The sequence below is a fragment of the Niastella vici genome (assembly GCF_002077945.1).
Lineage (GTDB): Bacteria > Bacteroidota > Bacteroidia > Chitinophagales > Chitinophagaceae > Niastella > Niastella vici.
The window spans coordinates 477,456-494,923 of the sequence record NZ_LVYD01000124.1 but is presented as its reverse complement, the minus strand read 5'-3'; the positions used below and the strand labels follow the sequence as shown (position 1 = coordinate 494,923).

Below are 17,468 nucleotides of genomic sequence, written 5' to 3'. Positions count from 1 at the left end.
GGATGAGAGCTGCACAAGTACGATACAACGGCAAACTTGCTGGTATTCTATCCAAATCAAAAGGTACCTACCATTTCGTTTATGATAAAAACTACCTGGCTACACCTGGAAGTAAGGCGATAAGTCTTACGCTGCCGAAGCAAGAAGCTCCTTATGAATGTGATGTGCTTTTTCCGGTCTTCGTGAACATGCTAAGCGAAGGTTCAAACAAAGCCATTCAGAACAGGTTATTGAAAATTGATGAAAAAGATTATTTCAGTTTGTTGCTGGCTACAGCCATGAGCGAGACTATCGGAGCATTGACCATACATGAATTACGTGAGCCTGCGTAATTTTTTCTTCATTGTTTAATTGAATTTCTTCTCTCGTCAGTCAGTATTTTCTCTGCCCAGGATATTCTTTCCGAAAAAGACTCTTTTTCGTATTGAAAAAATGCTGCTTCCAACCTTTTGATAATGGTTTCTGAAAGTAACCAGTCCTTTAATTCGGATAAAGAATTGGCAGGCTTGTCGAAAATGTTGGCTCTTTCATCAAAAATAAAGTTTGCTAAATGTTTCGTTGAAGCGATATGCGTTTCTGCCAACCAAATTTTTAAGAGCTCGTTGAGATCTGGGTAATGAAGAGCAATGATATAAAAATAGCCTGAAAATTCGTCCTCAGCCTTCTCTGTATTGTCTTGCAACAGGTTTTCCCACAGGGCAAACATATATTCATGAATGGCTTTTTGTTCAATTTCGTCCCATGTTTGCCAGTTACCATATTCAAGCTTGCTAAATATTATCTCTATATCATAAGGGGCATTGTTTGTTGCTGTCAATTCCAGCATCCTTGGCAAAAAATGCTTGTAGTCGTTCACTTCTCCCCATGTTGTCATGGCTTTGCCGGTAAACGTGCTTAAATCATCCGAAGTTAAATGGGTTAGTGGTTTTGAAAATAATTGTCTATTAAAGTTTTCCAGGTCCTTAATGAGTGGACTGCCAACCATATTCGGATTGCCTCGATATGTTGAAAATATCCTGTAAAGCTGGTCGATCGATTCCTTTAACTTCGAAGTCATCGCTCAATTTATACCAAACCAATAAATTAACCAATCCCCTTTCCAGAAATCCCCCGCATTCATTGAGCAAATTGCCCCATTTGTTGAAGCTGGCAAAAATGAGGCGGAAATCAGCTATTTTAGCTAACAATGCCGCTTAAACCTTTCAATGAAAATATCCGGTTGGTGGGGGCGCACTTCCTGGTTTGGGCTTCCATCCTGCTCATCAGCTTCTTTTCCATGTTGCAGGCCGATGGGGCATGGCCTTCTGCTCTATCTGCCTGTATCAGTTGTAGTTTTTATGCCCTCATCGTATATGGAAATATCTGTTTCCTGTACCCCCGTTTTTATCAAAAGAAGAAAATTTTCCCGTATGTATTGGGTTCATTAGTACTGCTGCTCATAGCCGGGTTTGGCCGCGGTTATCTGTCGCTGTATGTTCGCAACGTAGCTTTCGCTGCTGCACCTCACTGGTTGAATGCCTGGGGTAATATTACATTTTTGCTTTCTGTATCTACTGTTTTTATCCTAAGCTTTATCTTCCGGCTGGCAATGGCTTATTTTACGCTGAAGCGGCAGGCTGAAAAGATCCTGTTGCAACGAAGCCAGTTCGAACTGCGGCTGCTGAAGGCGCAGGTGCAGCCTCACTTTCTATTCAACACTCTCAATGCTATATATTATGAAGCGTATATGGAAGCCCCGCAAACTGCGCTCCTCATTGAAAGGCTTTCTGATATTATGCGCTATTTTATTGATCAAAGTACAAAGGAATATGTGCAGCTGAGTACAGAGATCGGGTTCCTCGATAATTATATTGCCCTGGAAAAAATGCGCATAAAGCCTGAACCGGAGATCAGCTTTCAATGCAATGCCGACGATCAGCGAAAAATTCCCCCCATGCTGTTAATGACCTTCGTGGAAAATATCTTTAAGCATGGCATTGATAAAATCTCCGGCAACAACAGGATCTTCATCTCGCTTTATGAAAAAGACCAGCACCTGGTTTTTCAAACAAAGAATTTCCTGAACAGGCATGCTGATCCGCGGCAGCAACATGGGCTGGGACTAAAGAACCTGCACCAGCGCCTGACGATCCTTTATGGTACCAATTTCGAAATGAATACTAATGAAGACGATCAATATTTTACTGCCCATTTAAAATTTCCACTTACATGATGTTACGTTGCATGATAATAGATGATGAACCCAAAGCGGTTGATCTGCTGGAAGTACTTATAGGGCAGGCAACCAACTGGCAACTGCTTGCAAAATGCTACAACGGTCTCGAAGCGATGGCTTTTTTAAAGAACAATGCCGTTGACCTGGTGTTTTTGGATATTAATATGCCCCTGATCAGCGGTATTGAACTGGCCTCATTGTTATCGCCGGAGAAGGGTATTGTGTTTACTACTGCACATAGCGAATACGCTGTTGAAAGTTATTCTTACCATACTATTGACTATTTGTTGAAACCGGTCACGCTGAAGCGTTTCCTGGCAGCTGTGCAAAAGGTGGAAGCGCATTTCAACGTAGACCGAATAATCCCGAAAGAAGAAAATGAAAATGTGGCCGGCGAGTATTTTTTTGTTAAGTCAGGCAACGCACATCGAAAGATCTTTTTAAAGGATATCATTTATTTTGAAAGCCAGAAGGAATACGTACGGGTAAAGACCACAACTGACGACATACTTACTTACCGCCGCCTCAAAGACATAGAAGCCCAGTTGCCCATTCACTTTGCAAGGGTTCATCAATCCTTTATTGTGAATATACACCATATGATCAGCATACAGGATAATCATATCCATATTGGTGAAAAAAGAATACCGGTTGGTGAAAAATTCCGGGACAGCCTGATGCAACTTGTTCGAAAAAGAACATTTTAAATGCATAACACGGAATTTGTTGAGCCGGAATGCCTGTTGGTTGAATATAGTTGAACCGGTAAACCAGAAACTGCAGCTTTGTTGTCAATTCAACCAATCTTAAAAACAGTTTCATGAAAAGGACATTACAACAAAGCTTCCTCTCCGTTATGAGCGTAATGATTGCATTACCTGCTTTAGCCCAATCGAATCCGCTTACCGGCTCCTGGCGTTTGATCGCTGCCGATAAGATATTACCTGATGGCAGCCAGGTAACCGACTATGGAACCGATCCGCATGGAATAGCCATCTTTACAACAGCGGGTAACTATGCGGTGGAAATTTACCGCGACAAGCGGATGAAATTTGCATCGGGTGATCGCGCCACAGGTACATTGGAAGAATATAAAGATGCGCTGTTCAGCAGTAGTTGTCATTTCGGTACCTATGCCATTGACACTAACAAAGGCACCATCACCTTTAATCTTGACCGGGCTTCTTTCCCGAACCTTGATCAAACTACGCAAGTGCGTCCTTACACATTGAAAGGAGATACACTCACCTGGCGTGTACCGGCCCGGCCCGACGGTTCAATCCCCATATCAGTCTTCAAACGCATACAATAATAGCAAGCGGGTGTTTTCACCCTTTTTGAATAAAAGAATTGGTTATACTTTGGTGGCCCTGTTTGCCTTGTCGCTGATTGCTCAGCCGGGTTTAAGTACCTGGTAATCAGTCGGCAATTTTGGGGAACCGCAGCACAGAACGCCCACCGGCTGCCGGAGATCATTTTTTTAGGTACGGGCAATTAAGTAAATTATTGGAAAGATAGCCGCGTATGCCAATTTTTATGGACCGTCATGACGTTTCCGATACGGTCACTGCAGAGACAATAGCCAACCTGCATCAGCAGGACCTGAAAATACAGGACCAGTTCGGGTGTAAAGGTTTAACCTATTGGTTCGACGAAAAAAGAAAAACAGCCTTCTGTTTAATTGAGGCGCCCGATGCTGAAGCCATCCTGAATATGCATAACCATTCGCATGGGCAGGTGCCCCACCGGGTTATTGAAGTAGATCCTGGTATCGTTGAATCTTTTTTGGGAAGAATTGAAGATCCTGAAAATGCAAAGAACACGGAATTAAATATTATCAATGATCCCGGCTTCAGAACAATAATGGTTATAACGGTAAAACGATCGCCATTGATACATAATGATCCCGCACCAATGCAGGATTATTATACTACTGTGCTTAACCTTTTGAACGCTTATGAAGGAACGCCGGTTAAACAAACTGAAAATTATTTATTAGTCTCATTTAAGTCGGTCACCAATGCCCTGCGTGCCGCCCTGGAAATTCAATTACGCTTTACCGAGCTCGGGGATGGCATTCCCTATAATAAAGTGCATTTGAATATAGGGTTGAGCGCCGGGGTGCCGGTAACCGAAAAAAAACTCATTTTTGAAGAAGCGATAAAACTCGCTGAACGCATGTGCAGGGTCGTAAAAGGTTACATTGTCATTTCTTCGGAAGTAAAGGAATTATATAACAGTGAAAACCTGAACGCTTTACAGGAAGGGGAAATTTTAACCTCCCTTTCTCAGGCAGATGGGCAGTTCCTGACCCTTTTAATGGATTATACAGAAGCTGTATGGAACGATACCCATTTTAAAGTGGATGATTTCAGCAAACCGGTTGGCTGCAGCAAATCGCAATTGTATCGCAAGCTGATGGCTTTAACCGGTAAATCGCCCAATGCCTTTATCAGGGATTACCGGTTGGAAGAAGCTTTAACCTTATTGAATAAAAATGCCGGTAACGTTTCGGAGATCGCCTTTGAAACAGGTTTCAGCAGCCCCTCTTATTTTTCCAAATGTTTTCAAAGCAGGTATGGCCACATGCCCTCTGATCTTTTATCAGCCAAAGCAGGATAGCCGGGCCTTTGAATTAAAATTACCAGCTTTTGATCTAAATGTTACAGCCTTTGGATAGAGTGGGGTGTAGCTTCGATAAAATTAAAACATCTTGACATGAAAGTTTATTTTATCGGCATCCTGTTCACCATGGTATGCATTAGTGCTTCTCGTTTGTGCGCGCAAACAAACAAAAGGGATACGTTGGCCAATGCAAAAGCAAAACATCTTTACATAGATGTACATCAGTTGGGCCCTGGTAAGGTGAAATTAAAGGATGTAGCTGCAGCCCATGCCAAAGACCTGGCAGTAGAAGGAAAATATGGGGTTGACTTTATCAAATATTGGGTCGATGAAGACAAAGGGCTGGTATATTGCCTCTCATCTGCCACTGATACTGCCGCTATCAAAAATACGCATGCCGAAGCGCATGGGTTGTTACCAAACAATATTTTCCTGGTAACAGAGGGTCAGGAAGCTGCGTTAAAAGGATCAAAGAATTTGTACCTCGACATTCATGAATTAGGCGCGGGAAAGGTAACCGCAAAGGACGTAGCAGGCGCGCATCAAAAAGACCTGGCGGTTCAGCAGAAGTATGGCGTAAATTTCATCAACTATTGGGTTGATGAAAAGAATGGCGTGGTCATGTGTTTATCAGAAGCAAGTGATTCCAGTTCAGTAATAAATACCCATAAGGAAGCACATGGTTTATTGCCGGCCTCCGTATTAAAAGTTAAACAGGGTAATTGATAGCCATGGAGATACATTCAGTAGAGGGCATCCGCCAGCCGGCGGATGCTTTTTTATGCTTCTTTCTTTATAGCGCAGCCATTTGAACGCAGGGCAGACGGTTACTTTATCCTTCTTTCTTCTTCCTGTATCGCTACATCATTGATGCTGGCATATCGCTTTTGCATATAGCCATCGGCGTCAAATTCCCACATTTCATTTCCATACGATCGATACCATTGCCCAGCCTTATCGTGCCACTCGTATTCAAACCGGACTGCAATTTTATTATCGGTAAAAGCCCATAGCTCTTTTTTGAGTTTATAATCCAGTTCTTTTACCCATTTTCCTTCCAGGAACTGGCGTGCTGCGGCGCGTCCTTTCAGGAATTCGGAACGGTTGCGCCACTCCGTGTCAATGGTATAGGCCTGACTTACTTTTTCGGGATTTCTGGTGTTCCAGGCATCTTCAGCCGCCTGCACTTTTTGTGTTGCGGTCTCCAGGGTGAATGGAGGCAACGGGAATCTTTTTTCCATGTGTTACAATTTTTATTTTAAGAGAGGGTGTCAAATATTTTTTTAGTCTGCGCTTCTAAAGAAAATCCTGTGGCAATCTCGGGATCGGGGATAAGGTAGGTTTTCGTTTTTTCATTTTGCTGAACCAATGATCTCAATTCGGGCAACTGCATTTTCAGGGCGTCGAAATTGTTGTTGGCTGCTTTTTTTGTACTCACCCAGTTATACAGCAGTTTAAAATACGCCTGCTGATTGTGGGGGGTGTTGCTATTGCCCAACGGGCCGTGGCCGGGCACCAGGATGGCGGGTTGCAGGCTGTGCATTTTGTCAAGTGTGGCGATCCAGGGTTTAACATCGGCATCCCTGAACAAATTGTAGGGGCCATTCAAACAGGCATCTCCGGCGAAAAGGATTTTTTCGTTTGGCAGCCAGGCTACGCCATCGCCAATGGTATGGCCAATGCCCAGGTGCAGCAGCTCAACCCGTTTGGTTTTATCTTCGATCACCAGTTTATCAGTAAAAGTAATGATGGGGGGAACCAGCGTATGCTGGTGCAGATCGGTTCTAACTTTAGCCATGCTTTCCCAGCGGCCGGGTTCTTTTCCATAATAACCGGTTTCAAAATGGTGCAGTTCGGCTATAACATCTGTATGTGCGATAGCCATGGCTCCCTGGCTGGTCCAAACGCTGTTACCATAAATGTGATCGCCATGGTGATGGGTGTTGAAAACGTATTTTATGGGTTTGTCGGTGGTCTTTCTTATTTCCTGTAACAGCACAGCTGCTTTAATGGGGAAGTTGGCATCAATAACCAGTACAAAATCATCAAAGATGATCCAGCCGTTATTACACTCGATGTCCTGCATGTTTCCGTTCTCAAAATAAGTTACCCGGCCCCGGGCAAAGAACACCCCTTTTGCCAGTTCTTCGATGCTGTCAAAGGATGAAGTTGCTGATGAAGCAGCGGCAGTAAAAGCGGGATGGGGTGGCTGCACAATGGGGCTTCCTACGGAAGCAAAAGCCATGATGGACATGTTCTTCAGGAGATGTCTTCTGTTCATGATTAGTATTTTATTTATACAGACAATTCTGTCTGTTTATAGGGCAAAATTTTTTATTTTTCTTCTACCAGGATCCGGATCATTTTCTTTGCCTTTTTAACCGGCCAGGTTTCCTTGTAGATCTTTGATTCAACAATGGCGCCTTCAAATAATAAGTAAATAGCATCGCTGATGACATCTATTTCGTCGGCCGGCTTTCCATGAAGCGCTTGTTCTATGAAGCTTTTTATGAATTGTCGCAATTTGCGTTTATGTTCAAGAATTTCGTGCGACATGGGGGCGCTTGTATCACCGATCTCTGACAGCATGTTGATGAATTTACAGCCCAGGAAATTGTTCTGCTGTAAGGAATATTCAAGAAAATCGAAACAGGCTACCAGTTTTTGAAAGGGTGTCTTTTTTGCGCTTGCCCATTTTTCAATGCCCCCAAACCATTCTTCCCGGGCAGCTTTTAAATAATGGATCCCCAATTCGTCCTTGGAGCCAAAATGCTGGTACAGGCTGGCCTTGGCTACTTTGGCCTCATCAAGGATCTGGTTGATGCCGGTATTATTATATCCCTGGATATAAAACAACCGCGAAGCGGTTTCCAATATTCGTTCCCTTGGACCTAATTTACTCATGGTATTCAAATCTGATGCTAAGGTAGGGGATTTTTTAATAAATAGACAAATTTGTCTATTTATTTGTTTTCTTTAACAGGGCCTCAATGCAGCCCTGGCGTAATGATGACACCTTGATAGCCGATGAGCAACCGAAGTACATTTGGTAATCAATCACATTGAACAGTTCTTTGATAAATATGAAGCCAGGAAAAAACGAATGGTAAATGAACAGAAAGCCATTACATTTGAACCGGATATCAGTACTATAAAACGATTGACATATGCCACAGAGCAGACACCGTCACAAACAACATCGCCATCATCCGCATGAACCTGCCCGTAAACCCCAGTCAGTTAAAACAGCACGCAGAAATCCAGTTACCATTATGGTTATTTTTGCAGGTATACTGGGTATTATAGCAGCTTTGATTGCCGCAGGTCCTGACCCGGTATGGTTAGTAACTGGCGTGCTGGCCGGCGCCGTAATTGGTTATATTATTGGAAAACGAATGAGCAGGCTGAGTTAACTAATTGCAGGTGGTGATCCGGACTTTTGGCAGGCTGTTGTTATGCCTGAATTACGCCTAATGCCCATCAATAAGCGCAGGGGTTCTGGCTCTATAACCTGCTGCATAGATCTGGAACCATTGCACCAACGGGTTGACCCAGGCTGCATAGGGTTTATAGAGAAACCCATGACTGAGCCCTGTTTCCAGTTTGATCTCATGATGATCTTTTATTTCCTTATGGGTCTCGAAAATTTTGTTGCAGGTGCCATGCGGGTCATTTGATTCAATGATGGAAAGGAACCTTCCCTTTAATGGCATTGTAAGCCAGGTCTTATATTCATTGGGCCAACAGCCGCCCATGATCACATATTTCATTTGCGGGTTTTTCAAAAGGACCGATACCTGTAATACAATATCCGTTCCGGCCGATGCACCTACCAGTATGATGTCTCTTGCCAGCACATTTGCTTTTAATAGCGTATCTATCTGTTGCACTATTTTACGGGCATATACCGAATCATCAACACCGGGAAATCTTCTTTCGCTTATTATATAGAATCCATGCGCCCGAAGGGTATCCAGAATACGCGAATATTGGTAGGGGCCGAATTGCGGTACCGGATCATTAATAGCGTTGTCGCCTTTGTTGGTAACCACACCGCCGTGCAAATAGAACAGGTAATACCCGGCTGCATCGATGGTGTCAGGAAGATCGTGTTGTATATGTTGAGCTGTGGCCCAGGTATATAACAGGCAAAGCAGTATAGAAACAATTAACGGTTTCATAGGATTAAGGTAGCGGATTTTTATTTTATATTACGCATACCTTATGCGACAAATTGCAACAATCTTCTTTTTCTTGTTTCCATGTTAGGTTATTCGCAGCGCACCACCTGCCTGAAGGTCACTGGAAAGAGGTTCTGTAATACCTGTTTTATAAATATAACGGTGATCATATTGCCATATTTCAACCGGCAATGTTTGCCGGGTTTTTTTATTGCTTGCAGTAGTGATCTCAATGATCAGCGGCATGGCCGCTTTTTCATAGTTCTCAATAATAATTTCAGCTGCTTGGGATGAATCATAATTTACTGCCACAACCCCCTGGTCGAGTTTATAATTCTCCATAAATGTTTCTTTCCAGAACCAGGTAAGGTCTTCACCAATGGCGTTGTTCATCAGTTCTTTTATCTTTTTGAAGGATCAGTTGAATGGCTTTGATCGTAAACCCGCCTTCGAATGTTTTTTTGAGTTTGGCATTATTACTATCCAGGAAGAGTTTTGCATCCAGTCCTTTAGAATGCGATTTGAAAACATTCTGATCTAACTGGAGCCAGAGATAAGATAACGCATGCGGACTATTATTGGTATAAGTAATGCTCTCTGTGCCCTGAATAATATTGCGTTCGTCATCGAGCATGGCATCGATGGTATAATTGCAACGGTTTTGCCAATAGGCACTACCGGGTTCACCACTGGCTGTACGATATGCGTTGCCGGCCGGTAAAACGGGCAGTGCAGGAAAAACAGCTTTTGGATCGTATACAGAAGTTCTTTCACTAAGCTGGGCTGTTACAGAAATAGAAATGAATATGATTAAAAAGAATCCCATACATTGTCTCATGTGCAAACTGATTGACTAAATGAAATTGAATATACTAAATGGCGCAGAAAATAATTCACGGGTTTACAAAAATAAAACCTCCCGATCAGTCGGGAGGCTAACGTAAGCAAGGCTGTAAAAACAGCCCCGCATTCATGAGAAAAATTCTCATAGGATATAACGTCTTATTTAGGATTCTGCACGGGCGCACTGCCATCAGTGGGCGGGTTTAATGCCAGTTCATCATCCGGAACATCCCAGTAATCAAGGAAATTATAGTTAATGGTTGCTTTAGTGTTCACAACGCCGGTGCTGCTTACCACTACGGCATTGGTTCTGCCCGTGCCGCCTGCGCCAATATCATCGAGGTAACCCCAGCGGCGGCTATCGTATAAGGAAACGTTCCGGAAAAGCAATGCGGTCCTTCTTTCCCGCCGCAATTCCTCGTATGCCTGTGCGGCATCAGTAATAGTGCCCGAAACGGCGGTGAGCCCTGCGCCCTGGTAGGTACGCACCGCATCCACGCTGGCCAGGCCAGTGGTGATATTGTTGAGTTTTATATTGGCTTCCGCCTTCATCAGCTCATTTTCTTCATAGGTAGCGGCAACGTATAATTCATAAGCGCCTACTGTTTTACTGCCTACTACCTGTACGCCACTCATAGCGTTTCCTCCATCTAACAACTTGTAACGGGTACTGAAAGTGAACCCGCCTTTTTGGTTCAGGTAGGCCGTTACCTGGCTGAAATTATTGGCCAGTCTTTTATCGCCTGTTTTGTATTCCTGTATCAGGCGTTCGGTGATCTTATAAGTAGTGCTGGTAGGGTCACCGATGGTCATGGCCGCTACACTGCCGGTGGTAGCGCTGAGAAAACTGCCTGCAGAAGCCGAGCGGCCGGTGAACACCAGATCACTACTGGTAACACCGTTGCTTACCAGGGTGAGGATATTATTCCAGTCGGTGGCGGTCATGTCTTTCACTCTTTTATTCACCAGTATATTGCGCGCTTTCATGGTGTTGATGGTATGTATCCACATAGTGGGCGTAAGAACGCCGCCTTTACCGGTTTGGCATTGCGTGGGGATCAATGCTTTTACCATGGTGTTGTAATCAGTAAGCGTTGTTATACCGTTCAACGCTTCAATGGCCTTGTTGTAATTGGCATCGGCCTCTGCAATTATTTCAGCGCTCGTTTTATAAAGGCCATTTGTTTTGGCCGATTCGTTTTTAATAAGACCCGCATAATAAATTGAACCGATCCTCGAATACGCATAGCCCTTCCAGAAATAGGCCCATGCTTTGATGGCATTTTTCCTGGTGGTGGCATCGCCGCTGAATGAAACGTTATCAACCGTTTCAAGCACCAGGTTACAGGCATTGTTTAAATAATACATCCACGTCCATTCAAAATAGAACATATTGCTGCCCGCCTTGGTACGCGAGTTATTGAGCCTTACCACCCCTTTGGCGGGTGCTGTGTTCGAAATTTTGGTGCCATCGTCCATTACTACATAATCGGGTACGCTTACCTGGTTTATGATATTGTTGGCCGCTTCGGCAGAGACAACATCGGCCATAAGGTCGTGATAAGCGGGCGCCAGGAACCAGAAACTGCTTCCGAGGAACGAGCCTGAATATTTTGTATCAGTTATACCGTTAAAACCTGTTTGATATACTGCACCGAGCGATAAGGATAAAATGCCGGCTTCTGTTTTTGCACTTCCCGGGGTAGGGGAATTCGGATTTTCTACATTCAGTTCTTCTTTTCTGCAACCTGTTTGTACCATCAGCAGCACGCCCAGTAAGTATGATAGCTGTATTCTCATTGTAATAATAATTTAGTTTAAAAACCAAGGTTCAATCCGATCTGGTAGGTTTTGAGATTTGGCATTGAGTTATGATCAATACCTCTTTCGTAGGAAGAGCTACTGGAGGTGCTTGCATTGATCTCGGGATCCAGGCCGGTGTAATTGGTGGCCGTCCACAGATTTCTGCCCGATAACACCAACTGCAGCTTCTGGAAGTATTTGAGGTGGAAAAGTTTGGCTGCATCCATTGCTACCGATACGTTACGCAGCCTTACAAAGGAAGCGTCCTCATAGAAATAATCTTTTGTTGAATTGCGTGCGCCGTTTATGCTTCCCCACATATCTGAATAAGCGCTGATGTAATAGTTGGAAAATGCCGCGGTTTGACCGTTCACAGTGACCTTATTGCCAAAATCTCCATGAATGCCGTCGCGGTACATCCATTCCTTGGTTTGATTGTACAAATGACTTTTATAGATCCAGTCGAACTGGAAGCTGAAGGTGAGAAAATCTTTAAACCTTATACTGTTGATAAAGGAAGCGTTGAACTTTGGATTGGGGTCGCCGATCGCATACGTTTCGTTGGTGAACAAAATGCCCCTGGTTGCCGTATCTACCACCCGGCCGTTGACCACTGCATATTTTCCTTCATCTGCTTTACTGATATACCGGGTGCCGTCTTTGCGGGTCTGTTCTACGCTGGTAAATGCTTTCAACCCATAGATCTGCCCAATTTTATCACCCGCTTTCAATACCAGGTTGGTGCTGCCTGCAGAGGCTGTTAACACTATGTCCTGGTTGGTTGATACGGCATCAATTTTTGACGACTGATGGCCAAAGGTGGTGGTAAAGTCCCAGGTGAGGTTCCTGGTAGAAGCCACGCTCAGGTTCAGCGAGAACTGAAATCCCTTCGACGACAGGGAGAAGGCATTGGTCAAATAGCCGCCGCCACCGGAAGAAGGGGGCGCATCTACTGCATAGATCACATCTCCACTTTTCCTTTTCCAGAAGGTAGTGCTTATACCCACGTTGGGGAACCATTCGCCTTTATTCAAATTAATGGTAACATCGGTTCCAATCTCTGTTTCTTTTGAGACCTCTACCATCAGGTCGGGATTTTTTTGCGTGGAAGCGGTGTAAAAGGCGAGTCCGCTACCGATGCTTTTGGTAGATAATACCAGGTATCTGTCGAACGCATCGGGCTGTATACCTGCTTCACCATACCCTCCGCGTACTTTGAATTCGGGTATAATGTTGGAAATACCCTTCCAGAAATTGAATTGCGATAACCGCAAATAGCCGTTGCTGTGGTAAAAGGTTTGTGGTGTTGATCCGCCGCCGAAGGCTGATGAATAATCGCTTCTTAAACCCGCTTTTATACCACCGATATTGCCATAATCAAATCCCTGGTCAACCAGCCAGCCAAATGTTATAAATGGTTTTTTGTAATCCACGGTCACCTGCTGCGTATTGGTCTGCCGCATATTGTATACCGGGTATAGCTGCAGCCCATCGCCCGTGGTGGTATATTGTTTGAATACATTTTTGCGATAATCATAAGCTGCATAAGTGGTAGATGTAATGGGTACCTTCAGGTGAAGATCTTTATCAAGATCGAGGCGAATGGTGGCTGATGTCATTGCATTCTGGAAGGTAGTGGTATTAGAGGTGTTGGAAAGCCCGCCGGCATTGGAGCTGAAGCCGCCGATAAATGAGCTTCTGCTGAGCGCATTGATATTCTGCGACTGGTTCTTATAAATGTAAGCGATATCTTCTTTTTCATAGTTGATGCCATACTTAGCTTCCAGGTCAATGAACCGGTTGATGTGATAAGAGCCCTGTAGATTCTGGATAAGGTCTATCGTTTCATCCTTGCCAGAGGAATACTCGAAATAGTAATTGGGGTTGGCGCCATTGATACTTACTGGCGATGCATTGAGCCGGTAGGCATAATCACCATTGGCATCCTTCCAGTCGAGGTCAAAGAAAGGAGAGGTGTTCAGCATCTGGTAAATGGCGTCGCTGCCGCCTGCGTAATAGGGATTGAAATTGTTCTTCTGATATATTGTTTGCGTAATAGAGCGAAACCTGAATCCTTTAAACAGCTCTGTTCCTACATTGGATGTAAAATTGTAGCGGTTGAGCGCGCCGTTCTTCCTGATGGCGCTTTCCTGGTAAGAACGGGAGGCTGTGAAGGCAAAATCAGTTTTGTTAGCACCGCCCGATACGCTGATGCTGTTATTAATAGTGGCGGCTGAGCGGAACAACTGTTTAAAGTGATCATAATATTTCAGGTTCTGGCCATATGGTTTGCTGCCATCTGTAAGTGGGGAAGTACTGTTCCATACAATACCGCTTTGGGTTACGCCATCTACATTAACGCCCGCCGTATAGGTGCCGTCGGGTTTTACCTGAATGATGACACCGTCCTTATCTACGACATTATTATTGGCATCGGTCTTGAAACCATGCGTGGATGGTTTGTGCAGATTGCCGGTATTGAGGTAAGAACCGGTACCGTAGCTGCTAGATACGTCTATGCTGATCTTGCCGGCTTTTCCCTTTTTGGTAAAGATCTGAATGGCCCCATTGGCCCCCTGTGCACCGTATATAGTGGCCGATGCTGCGCCTTCCACCACTTCCACCCGTTCTACATTGCTGAGGTCAAGCGCATTGAGGTCGGTGGCCCTTACTTCAAGGCCATCTATCAGGATCATGGGCCGCGTACCTAATTGCAGGGAGTTGATACCACGCAGCAGGATATTCGTCTTTGCACCCGGAGTGCCATCAACGCTGCTGATCTGTGCACCGGCTATTTTGCCCACCAGCGCCTGATCTATGGAGCCGGATGGTACTGCTGGAAGTTTGTCGGATGTAATAGACTCCACAGAGATGCCAACCTTTTTTTTGCTGGTGGCAACACCCACGCCCGTCACTACCACTTCACTGAGTGATTTGGGATCGTACTCCAGCGTGATGAGCAGCTTTTTGTTCTGATTGGTTTTTACAATTTTAGATAAATAACCAATGGAAGAAATTTCCAGCGTTACGCCGGCAGCCGTGTTGTGCAGGGTAAATAGTCCTTCGGCATCGGTGACCGTGGCGCCGCCGCCTTTGATCTTCACCGTGGCGTTTGCAATGGGCATGCCGTCTTTTGAATCGCTGATCTTACCCGAAATGTCGGTTTGAGCAAAGAGGACATTGCATAGGAGCATAGCAATGCCCGTAAGCAGTTTTGCTTCTCTCATGTGACTTTAGTTTTGGTTTAATTAGAAAGAGATCCGGGAAAAATGCGATCATTCAAATGGGGGCAATCGTAGTAATGCAAGCAGGCGGGCAATCATAACCTAAATTAGGGCATTTTGCTGTAATATGATACACTCATGATAACTTTATTTTTGGGGCCCATGCAGAATTTTGCACCAGAAAGGTCAGAAAGACCTTTTTTAGAAGGTAAGCAAAATGCCATCACTCAGGCTGAAATAGAATTTTTCAATAGGCACAACGGGCGAGGTATCGTACAAACCGGTGAAAGCAACGGTAAAATCAACATGTTTTCCCGCCTTTATATTCCATTGCACATGCGGCGCAATACGGGGTTTGAACCGGTCGGGCCGCGTTTGTAAAAATATATTGCAGGTTATATCATTGTTGTTATTGGGCTTCCAGGTGAGGCGCACATATGAATTTATTTTTACCAGTTTATTTATCACCGGGGTTACATCGGCTGGTAATTTGGCCGAATCAACCGCTATATAGTCCCATTTCTCTTCTTCATACATCAACCCCAATCCGCAATTAAAATCGATGCGTTCTCCTTTCGTGATGTTATACCTGATATTGCTACCGGCCAGCCAGCGGTGTTCAATGCCCCGTTTATTATCCCATTGATATTGCACAAAAGGTTCGGGTTGTATCTTATTCTTATACCCATGCCGGTACCGCAGGTGAATATAGCCGGCATTCAAAATATCATCGGGGCCGTTATAGGTAAAGCGATAGCTGCCCGACACTATAAAAAGTTCTTTGTATTGCTGCCACATGGCTTCGGCTGTATTGGTGGCATCGTACAGCACGTTCTTTTGCCGGTCTACCTCCAGGCCTGAATTGAAATTCCAGGAAAATTTTCCTCCGCGCTTATAATCAGATGTATCGGTCTTGTCTATGTTAAGGATCTGGGCCTGCAGTAAAAAAGGGAATAAAATGCCTGTTAGCCCGGTTAGTATTTTTAGGTTCATATTAATCTTATTAAGGTAGCTTTTACCTATCGTTAAAACCCGCTTTTTTAAGTTAAGCGTTTGTTACCGGCTATTTAACCAGCCAAAAACTATATTTGACGCCTCCTTGTAACTATTAAACCATTTTATTATGACTTCCCCCAACATTCCTTCAAAAAGCGTCAACACATGGATCTACCTCGATGAAGATGAACCGGCAGGAACCGGTTATACATCTTTCAACAGTTGTTACCAGTCGCTCGTGCATAACCAGGTATACGCCAGTACCGACATGCTGTTTATCTGCTTCTTCACTGTAGTGCCCGATGGAAAAGGGTTTTATACCATTGAGATCGGGAATAAAAATGCCGTTCATGCCGACGGTTCAACCACGCAGCAGTATCTCGAGTACACTATTTTCGACGCGAAGGCTCAAAACGCTGGTATCAAAATACTGGCTACTTTGAACTATAACGATGATAACCTGGCGCAGATCTTTTCAGGCAACCAGCAGCAATGGCCTGCGCAGGTGACCAATTTTGCTTCAAACGTAAAAAATTATCTGCAGACCATGCTAATAAATGGGCTGGATATTGACTGGGAAGGGGCCTTTTCTACCAATATCTCCCAGGCTCAATTCGCCATGCTGTTCAAGGCCATCCGCAGCGCTTTCAATACAAACAGTACCTATATGTACCTCACCATGTGCCCCGCCGAAGTGGGGAACCTGGATGTAACAACCGTAAATACCTGCTTTGATTTGATCACCCTGCAGAATTATTCCGGGTTTACCTTCCCAACCGACTATACAGGTATTGGCATCATGCCCCAATTACTGGGTTATGGCGCAAAGTTTGAATCGAACCAACAAACGGCCAATCAGGCAAACGCTGAGGCGTTGGCTGGTTTCAGCTACAACAATCAGCAATACATCTACAACAATATTGGCCAATGGCGGCTCAATTCAGGTAACTATATTTATGAACAAAGCCAGCAAATACTGTTGTACCAGTTGGCGTATAAAAAGGCTGGCGGCGTCTTTAACGACGGCGCCATTGTGGCCAGGGTAAACAATCCGCTGCTTGCCAATCTTATTATACGTAGCGGCGATGTAATTGATGCGGTGCAGGCAACCTGTACCGGTAGTTTTAATGGTAACCCGGGCACGTTGGCGTTGTTGCAACATGGCGGTAACGGTGGCGGTAGTAATGCTATCAACATCAATACCGGTGACGTTATAACTCAGGTGTCGGGTTATACAGGCACCTGGTATGGATGGAATGTGGTGGTACAACTTACCATTAAAACAAAGGCAGGTCAGGTTTATGGTCCCTTTGGTACAATGAATAACGTTACAAACAAGACCGCCTTTTCTTATACCGCACAACAAAACCAATGTATTGCGGCATTCAATGGTTCCACCATTCAGGTGCCCACCGTACAGGGAACTATGACACTGGTGGTGGCAGAATTATCAGTGAGCTATGCACAGGTGCCGGTAGGTGAGCTACAGCCTGCTTAATGAGGATTTATTATCTTTGATATGGTTAATTTTTACCCTCCCGATGCATCGGGAGGGTTTTTTATTCTGAGCGAAGTCGAAGA

At 44.5% G+C, this 17,468-nt stretch carries 18 protein-coding genes; 8 read left to right on the top strand and 10 right to left on the bottom strand.

Translation table 11 applies throughout. The annotated features are described in order from the left end of the window. The first annotated feature begins 2 nt into the window (after window positions 1–2). Window positions 3–332 (top strand): HipA N-terminal domain-containing protein, encoded by a 330-nt coding sequence (locus A3860_RS39585; RefSeq protein WP_081156120.1) that lies wholly within the window; start codon window positions 3–5, stop codon window positions 330–332. Window positions 333–340: 8 nt separating this feature from the next. On the opposite strand, the gene A3860_RS39580 is transcribed toward A3860_RS39585, so the two are convergent. Beyond that, complete coding sequence (locus tag A3860_RS39580) at window positions 341–1,057, bottom strand: hypothetical protein (RefSeq protein WP_143774485.1); 717 nt, start codon at window positions 1,055–1,057, stop codon at window positions 341–343. 129 nt (window positions 1,058–1,186) lie between these two features. Here A3860_RS39580 and A3860_RS39575 point away from each other — a divergent pair, with 129 nt between their 5' ends. The 5 genes from A3860_RS39575 to A3860_RS39555 all read left to right on the top strand — a co-directional run bounded on the left by A3860_RS39575 (window position 1,187) and on the right by A3860_RS39555 (window position 5,566). Further along, window positions 1,187–2,212: a sensor histidine kinase gene (locus A3860_RS39575; RefSeq protein WP_081156118.1), complete on the top strand. Its 1,026-nt coding sequence runs from the start codon at window positions 1,187–1,189 to the stop codon at window positions 2,210–2,212. Further along, entirely contained in the window at window positions 2,209–2,922 is a 714-nt protein-coding gene (locus A3860_RS39570; RefSeq protein WP_081156117.1) for a LytR/AlgR family response regulator transcription factor, read from the top strand. The genes A3860_RS39575 and A3860_RS39570 overlap by 4 nt, the downstream gene beginning before the upstream one ends. A gap of 113 nt (window positions 2,923–3,035) precedes the next feature. Beyond that, window positions 3,036–3,527, top strand: a complete 492-nt coding sequence (locus A3860_RS39565; RefSeq protein ID WP_081156116.1) for a lipocalin-like domain-containing protein — start codon at window positions 3,036–3,038, stop codon at window positions 3,525–3,527. Between the two features lie 212 nt (window positions 3,528–3,739). After that, entirely contained in the window at window positions 3,740–4,837 is a 1,098-nt protein-coding gene (locus A3860_RS39560) for a nickel-binding protein (RefSeq protein WP_081156115.1), read from the top strand. A gap of 96 nt (window positions 4,838–4,933) precedes the next feature. Continuing rightward, window positions 4,934–5,566 carry a DUF4242 domain-containing protein gene (locus A3860_RS39555; RefSeq protein WP_081156114.1) on the top strand — a complete coding sequence of 211 codons (633 nt, stop codon included), beginning with the start codon at window positions 4,934–4,936 and terminating at the stop codon, window positions 5,564–5,566. Window positions 5,567–5,667: 101 nt separating this feature from the next. Here the strand turns inward: A3860_RS39555 and A3860_RS39550 are convergent, their stop codons facing one another. The 3 genes from A3860_RS39550 to A3860_RS39540 are packed head-to-tail and all read right to left on the bottom strand — an operon-like array spanning window position 5,668 to window position 7,744. Then, window positions 5,668–6,081, bottom strand: a complete 414-nt coding sequence (locus A3860_RS39550; RefSeq protein ID WP_081156113.1) for a nuclear transport factor 2 family protein — start codon at window positions 6,079–6,081, stop codon at window positions 5,668–5,670. Window positions 6,082–6,098: 17 nt separating this feature from the next. Continuing rightward, the gene (locus A3860_RS39545) at window positions 6,099–7,121 is read right to left on the bottom strand and encodes an MBL fold metallo-hydrolase (protein WP_081156112.1); all 1,023 of its coding nucleotides are present in this window, start codon (window positions 7,119–7,121) and stop codon (window positions 6,099–6,101) included. 53 nt (window positions 7,122–7,174) lie between these two features. Next, a complete protein-coding gene (locus tag A3860_RS39540; protein WP_081156111.1) occupies window positions 7,175–7,744 on the bottom strand; it encodes a TetR/AcrR family transcriptional regulator in 570 nt (189 codons plus the stop codon). Window positions 7,745–8,007: 263 nt separating this feature from the next. On the opposite strand from A3860_RS39540, the gene A3860_RS40835 reads away from it, so the two are divergent. Then, window positions 8,008–8,253: an NAD(P)(+) transhydrogenase (Re/Si-specific) subunit beta gene (locus tag A3860_RS40835; RefSeq protein ID WP_143774484.1), complete on the top strand. Its 246-nt coding sequence runs from the start codon at window positions 8,008–8,010 to the stop codon at window positions 8,251–8,253. 57 nt (window positions 8,254–8,310) lie between these two features. On the opposite strand, the gene A3860_RS39535 is transcribed toward A3860_RS40835, so the two are convergent. The 6 genes from A3860_RS39535 to A3860_RS39510 all read right to left on the bottom strand — a co-directional run bounded on the left by A3860_RS39535 (window position 8,311) and on the right by A3860_RS39510 (window position 15,884). Beyond that, window positions 8,311–9,021, bottom strand: coding sequence for a hypothetical protein (locus A3860_RS39535; RefSeq protein WP_081156110.1), 711 nt, complete (start codon window positions 9,019–9,021; stop codon window positions 8,311–8,313). Window positions 9,022–9,105: 84 nt separating this feature from the next. Continuing rightward, the gene (locus tag A3860_RS39530; RefSeq protein WP_081156109.1) at window positions 9,106–9,414 is read right to left on the bottom strand and encodes a hypothetical protein; all 309 of its coding nucleotides are present in this window, start codon (window positions 9,412–9,414) and stop codon (window positions 9,106–9,108) included. Then, window positions 9,395–9,859 (bottom strand): M1 family metallopeptidase, encoded by a 465-nt coding sequence (locus tag A3860_RS39525; protein ID WP_143774483.1) that lies wholly within the window; start codon window positions 9,857–9,859, stop codon window positions 9,395–9,397. The genes A3860_RS39530 and A3860_RS39525 overlap by 20 nt, the downstream gene beginning before the upstream one ends. 164 nt (window positions 9,860–10,023) lie before the next feature. Next, window positions 10,024–11,664, bottom strand: coding sequence for a RagB/SusD family nutrient uptake outer membrane protein (locus A3860_RS39520; protein ID WP_081156107.1), 1,641 nt, complete (start codon window positions 11,662–11,664; stop codon window positions 10,024–10,026). A gap of 17 nt (window positions 11,665–11,681) precedes the next feature. Then, window positions 11,682–14,894, bottom strand: a complete 3,213-nt coding sequence (locus tag A3860_RS39515; protein ID WP_081156106.1) for a SusC/RagA family TonB-linked outer membrane protein — start codon at window positions 14,892–14,894, stop codon at window positions 11,682–11,684. A 198-nt stretch (window positions 14,895–15,092) separates the two neighbouring features. Further along, window positions 15,093–15,884 (bottom strand): DUF481 domain-containing protein, encoded by a 792-nt coding sequence (locus A3860_RS39510; RefSeq protein WP_081156105.1) that lies wholly within the window; start codon window positions 15,882–15,884, stop codon window positions 15,093–15,095. Window positions 15,885–16,014: 130 nt separating this feature from the next. Here A3860_RS39510 and A3860_RS39505 point away from each other — a divergent pair, with 130 nt between their 5' ends. Next, window positions 16,015–17,385: a jacalin-like lectin gene (locus A3860_RS39505; protein WP_081156104.1), complete on the top strand. Its 1,371-nt coding sequence runs from the start codon at window positions 16,015–16,017 to the stop codon at window positions 17,383–17,385. The last annotated feature ends 83 nt before the right edge of the window (window positions 17,386–17,468 follow it).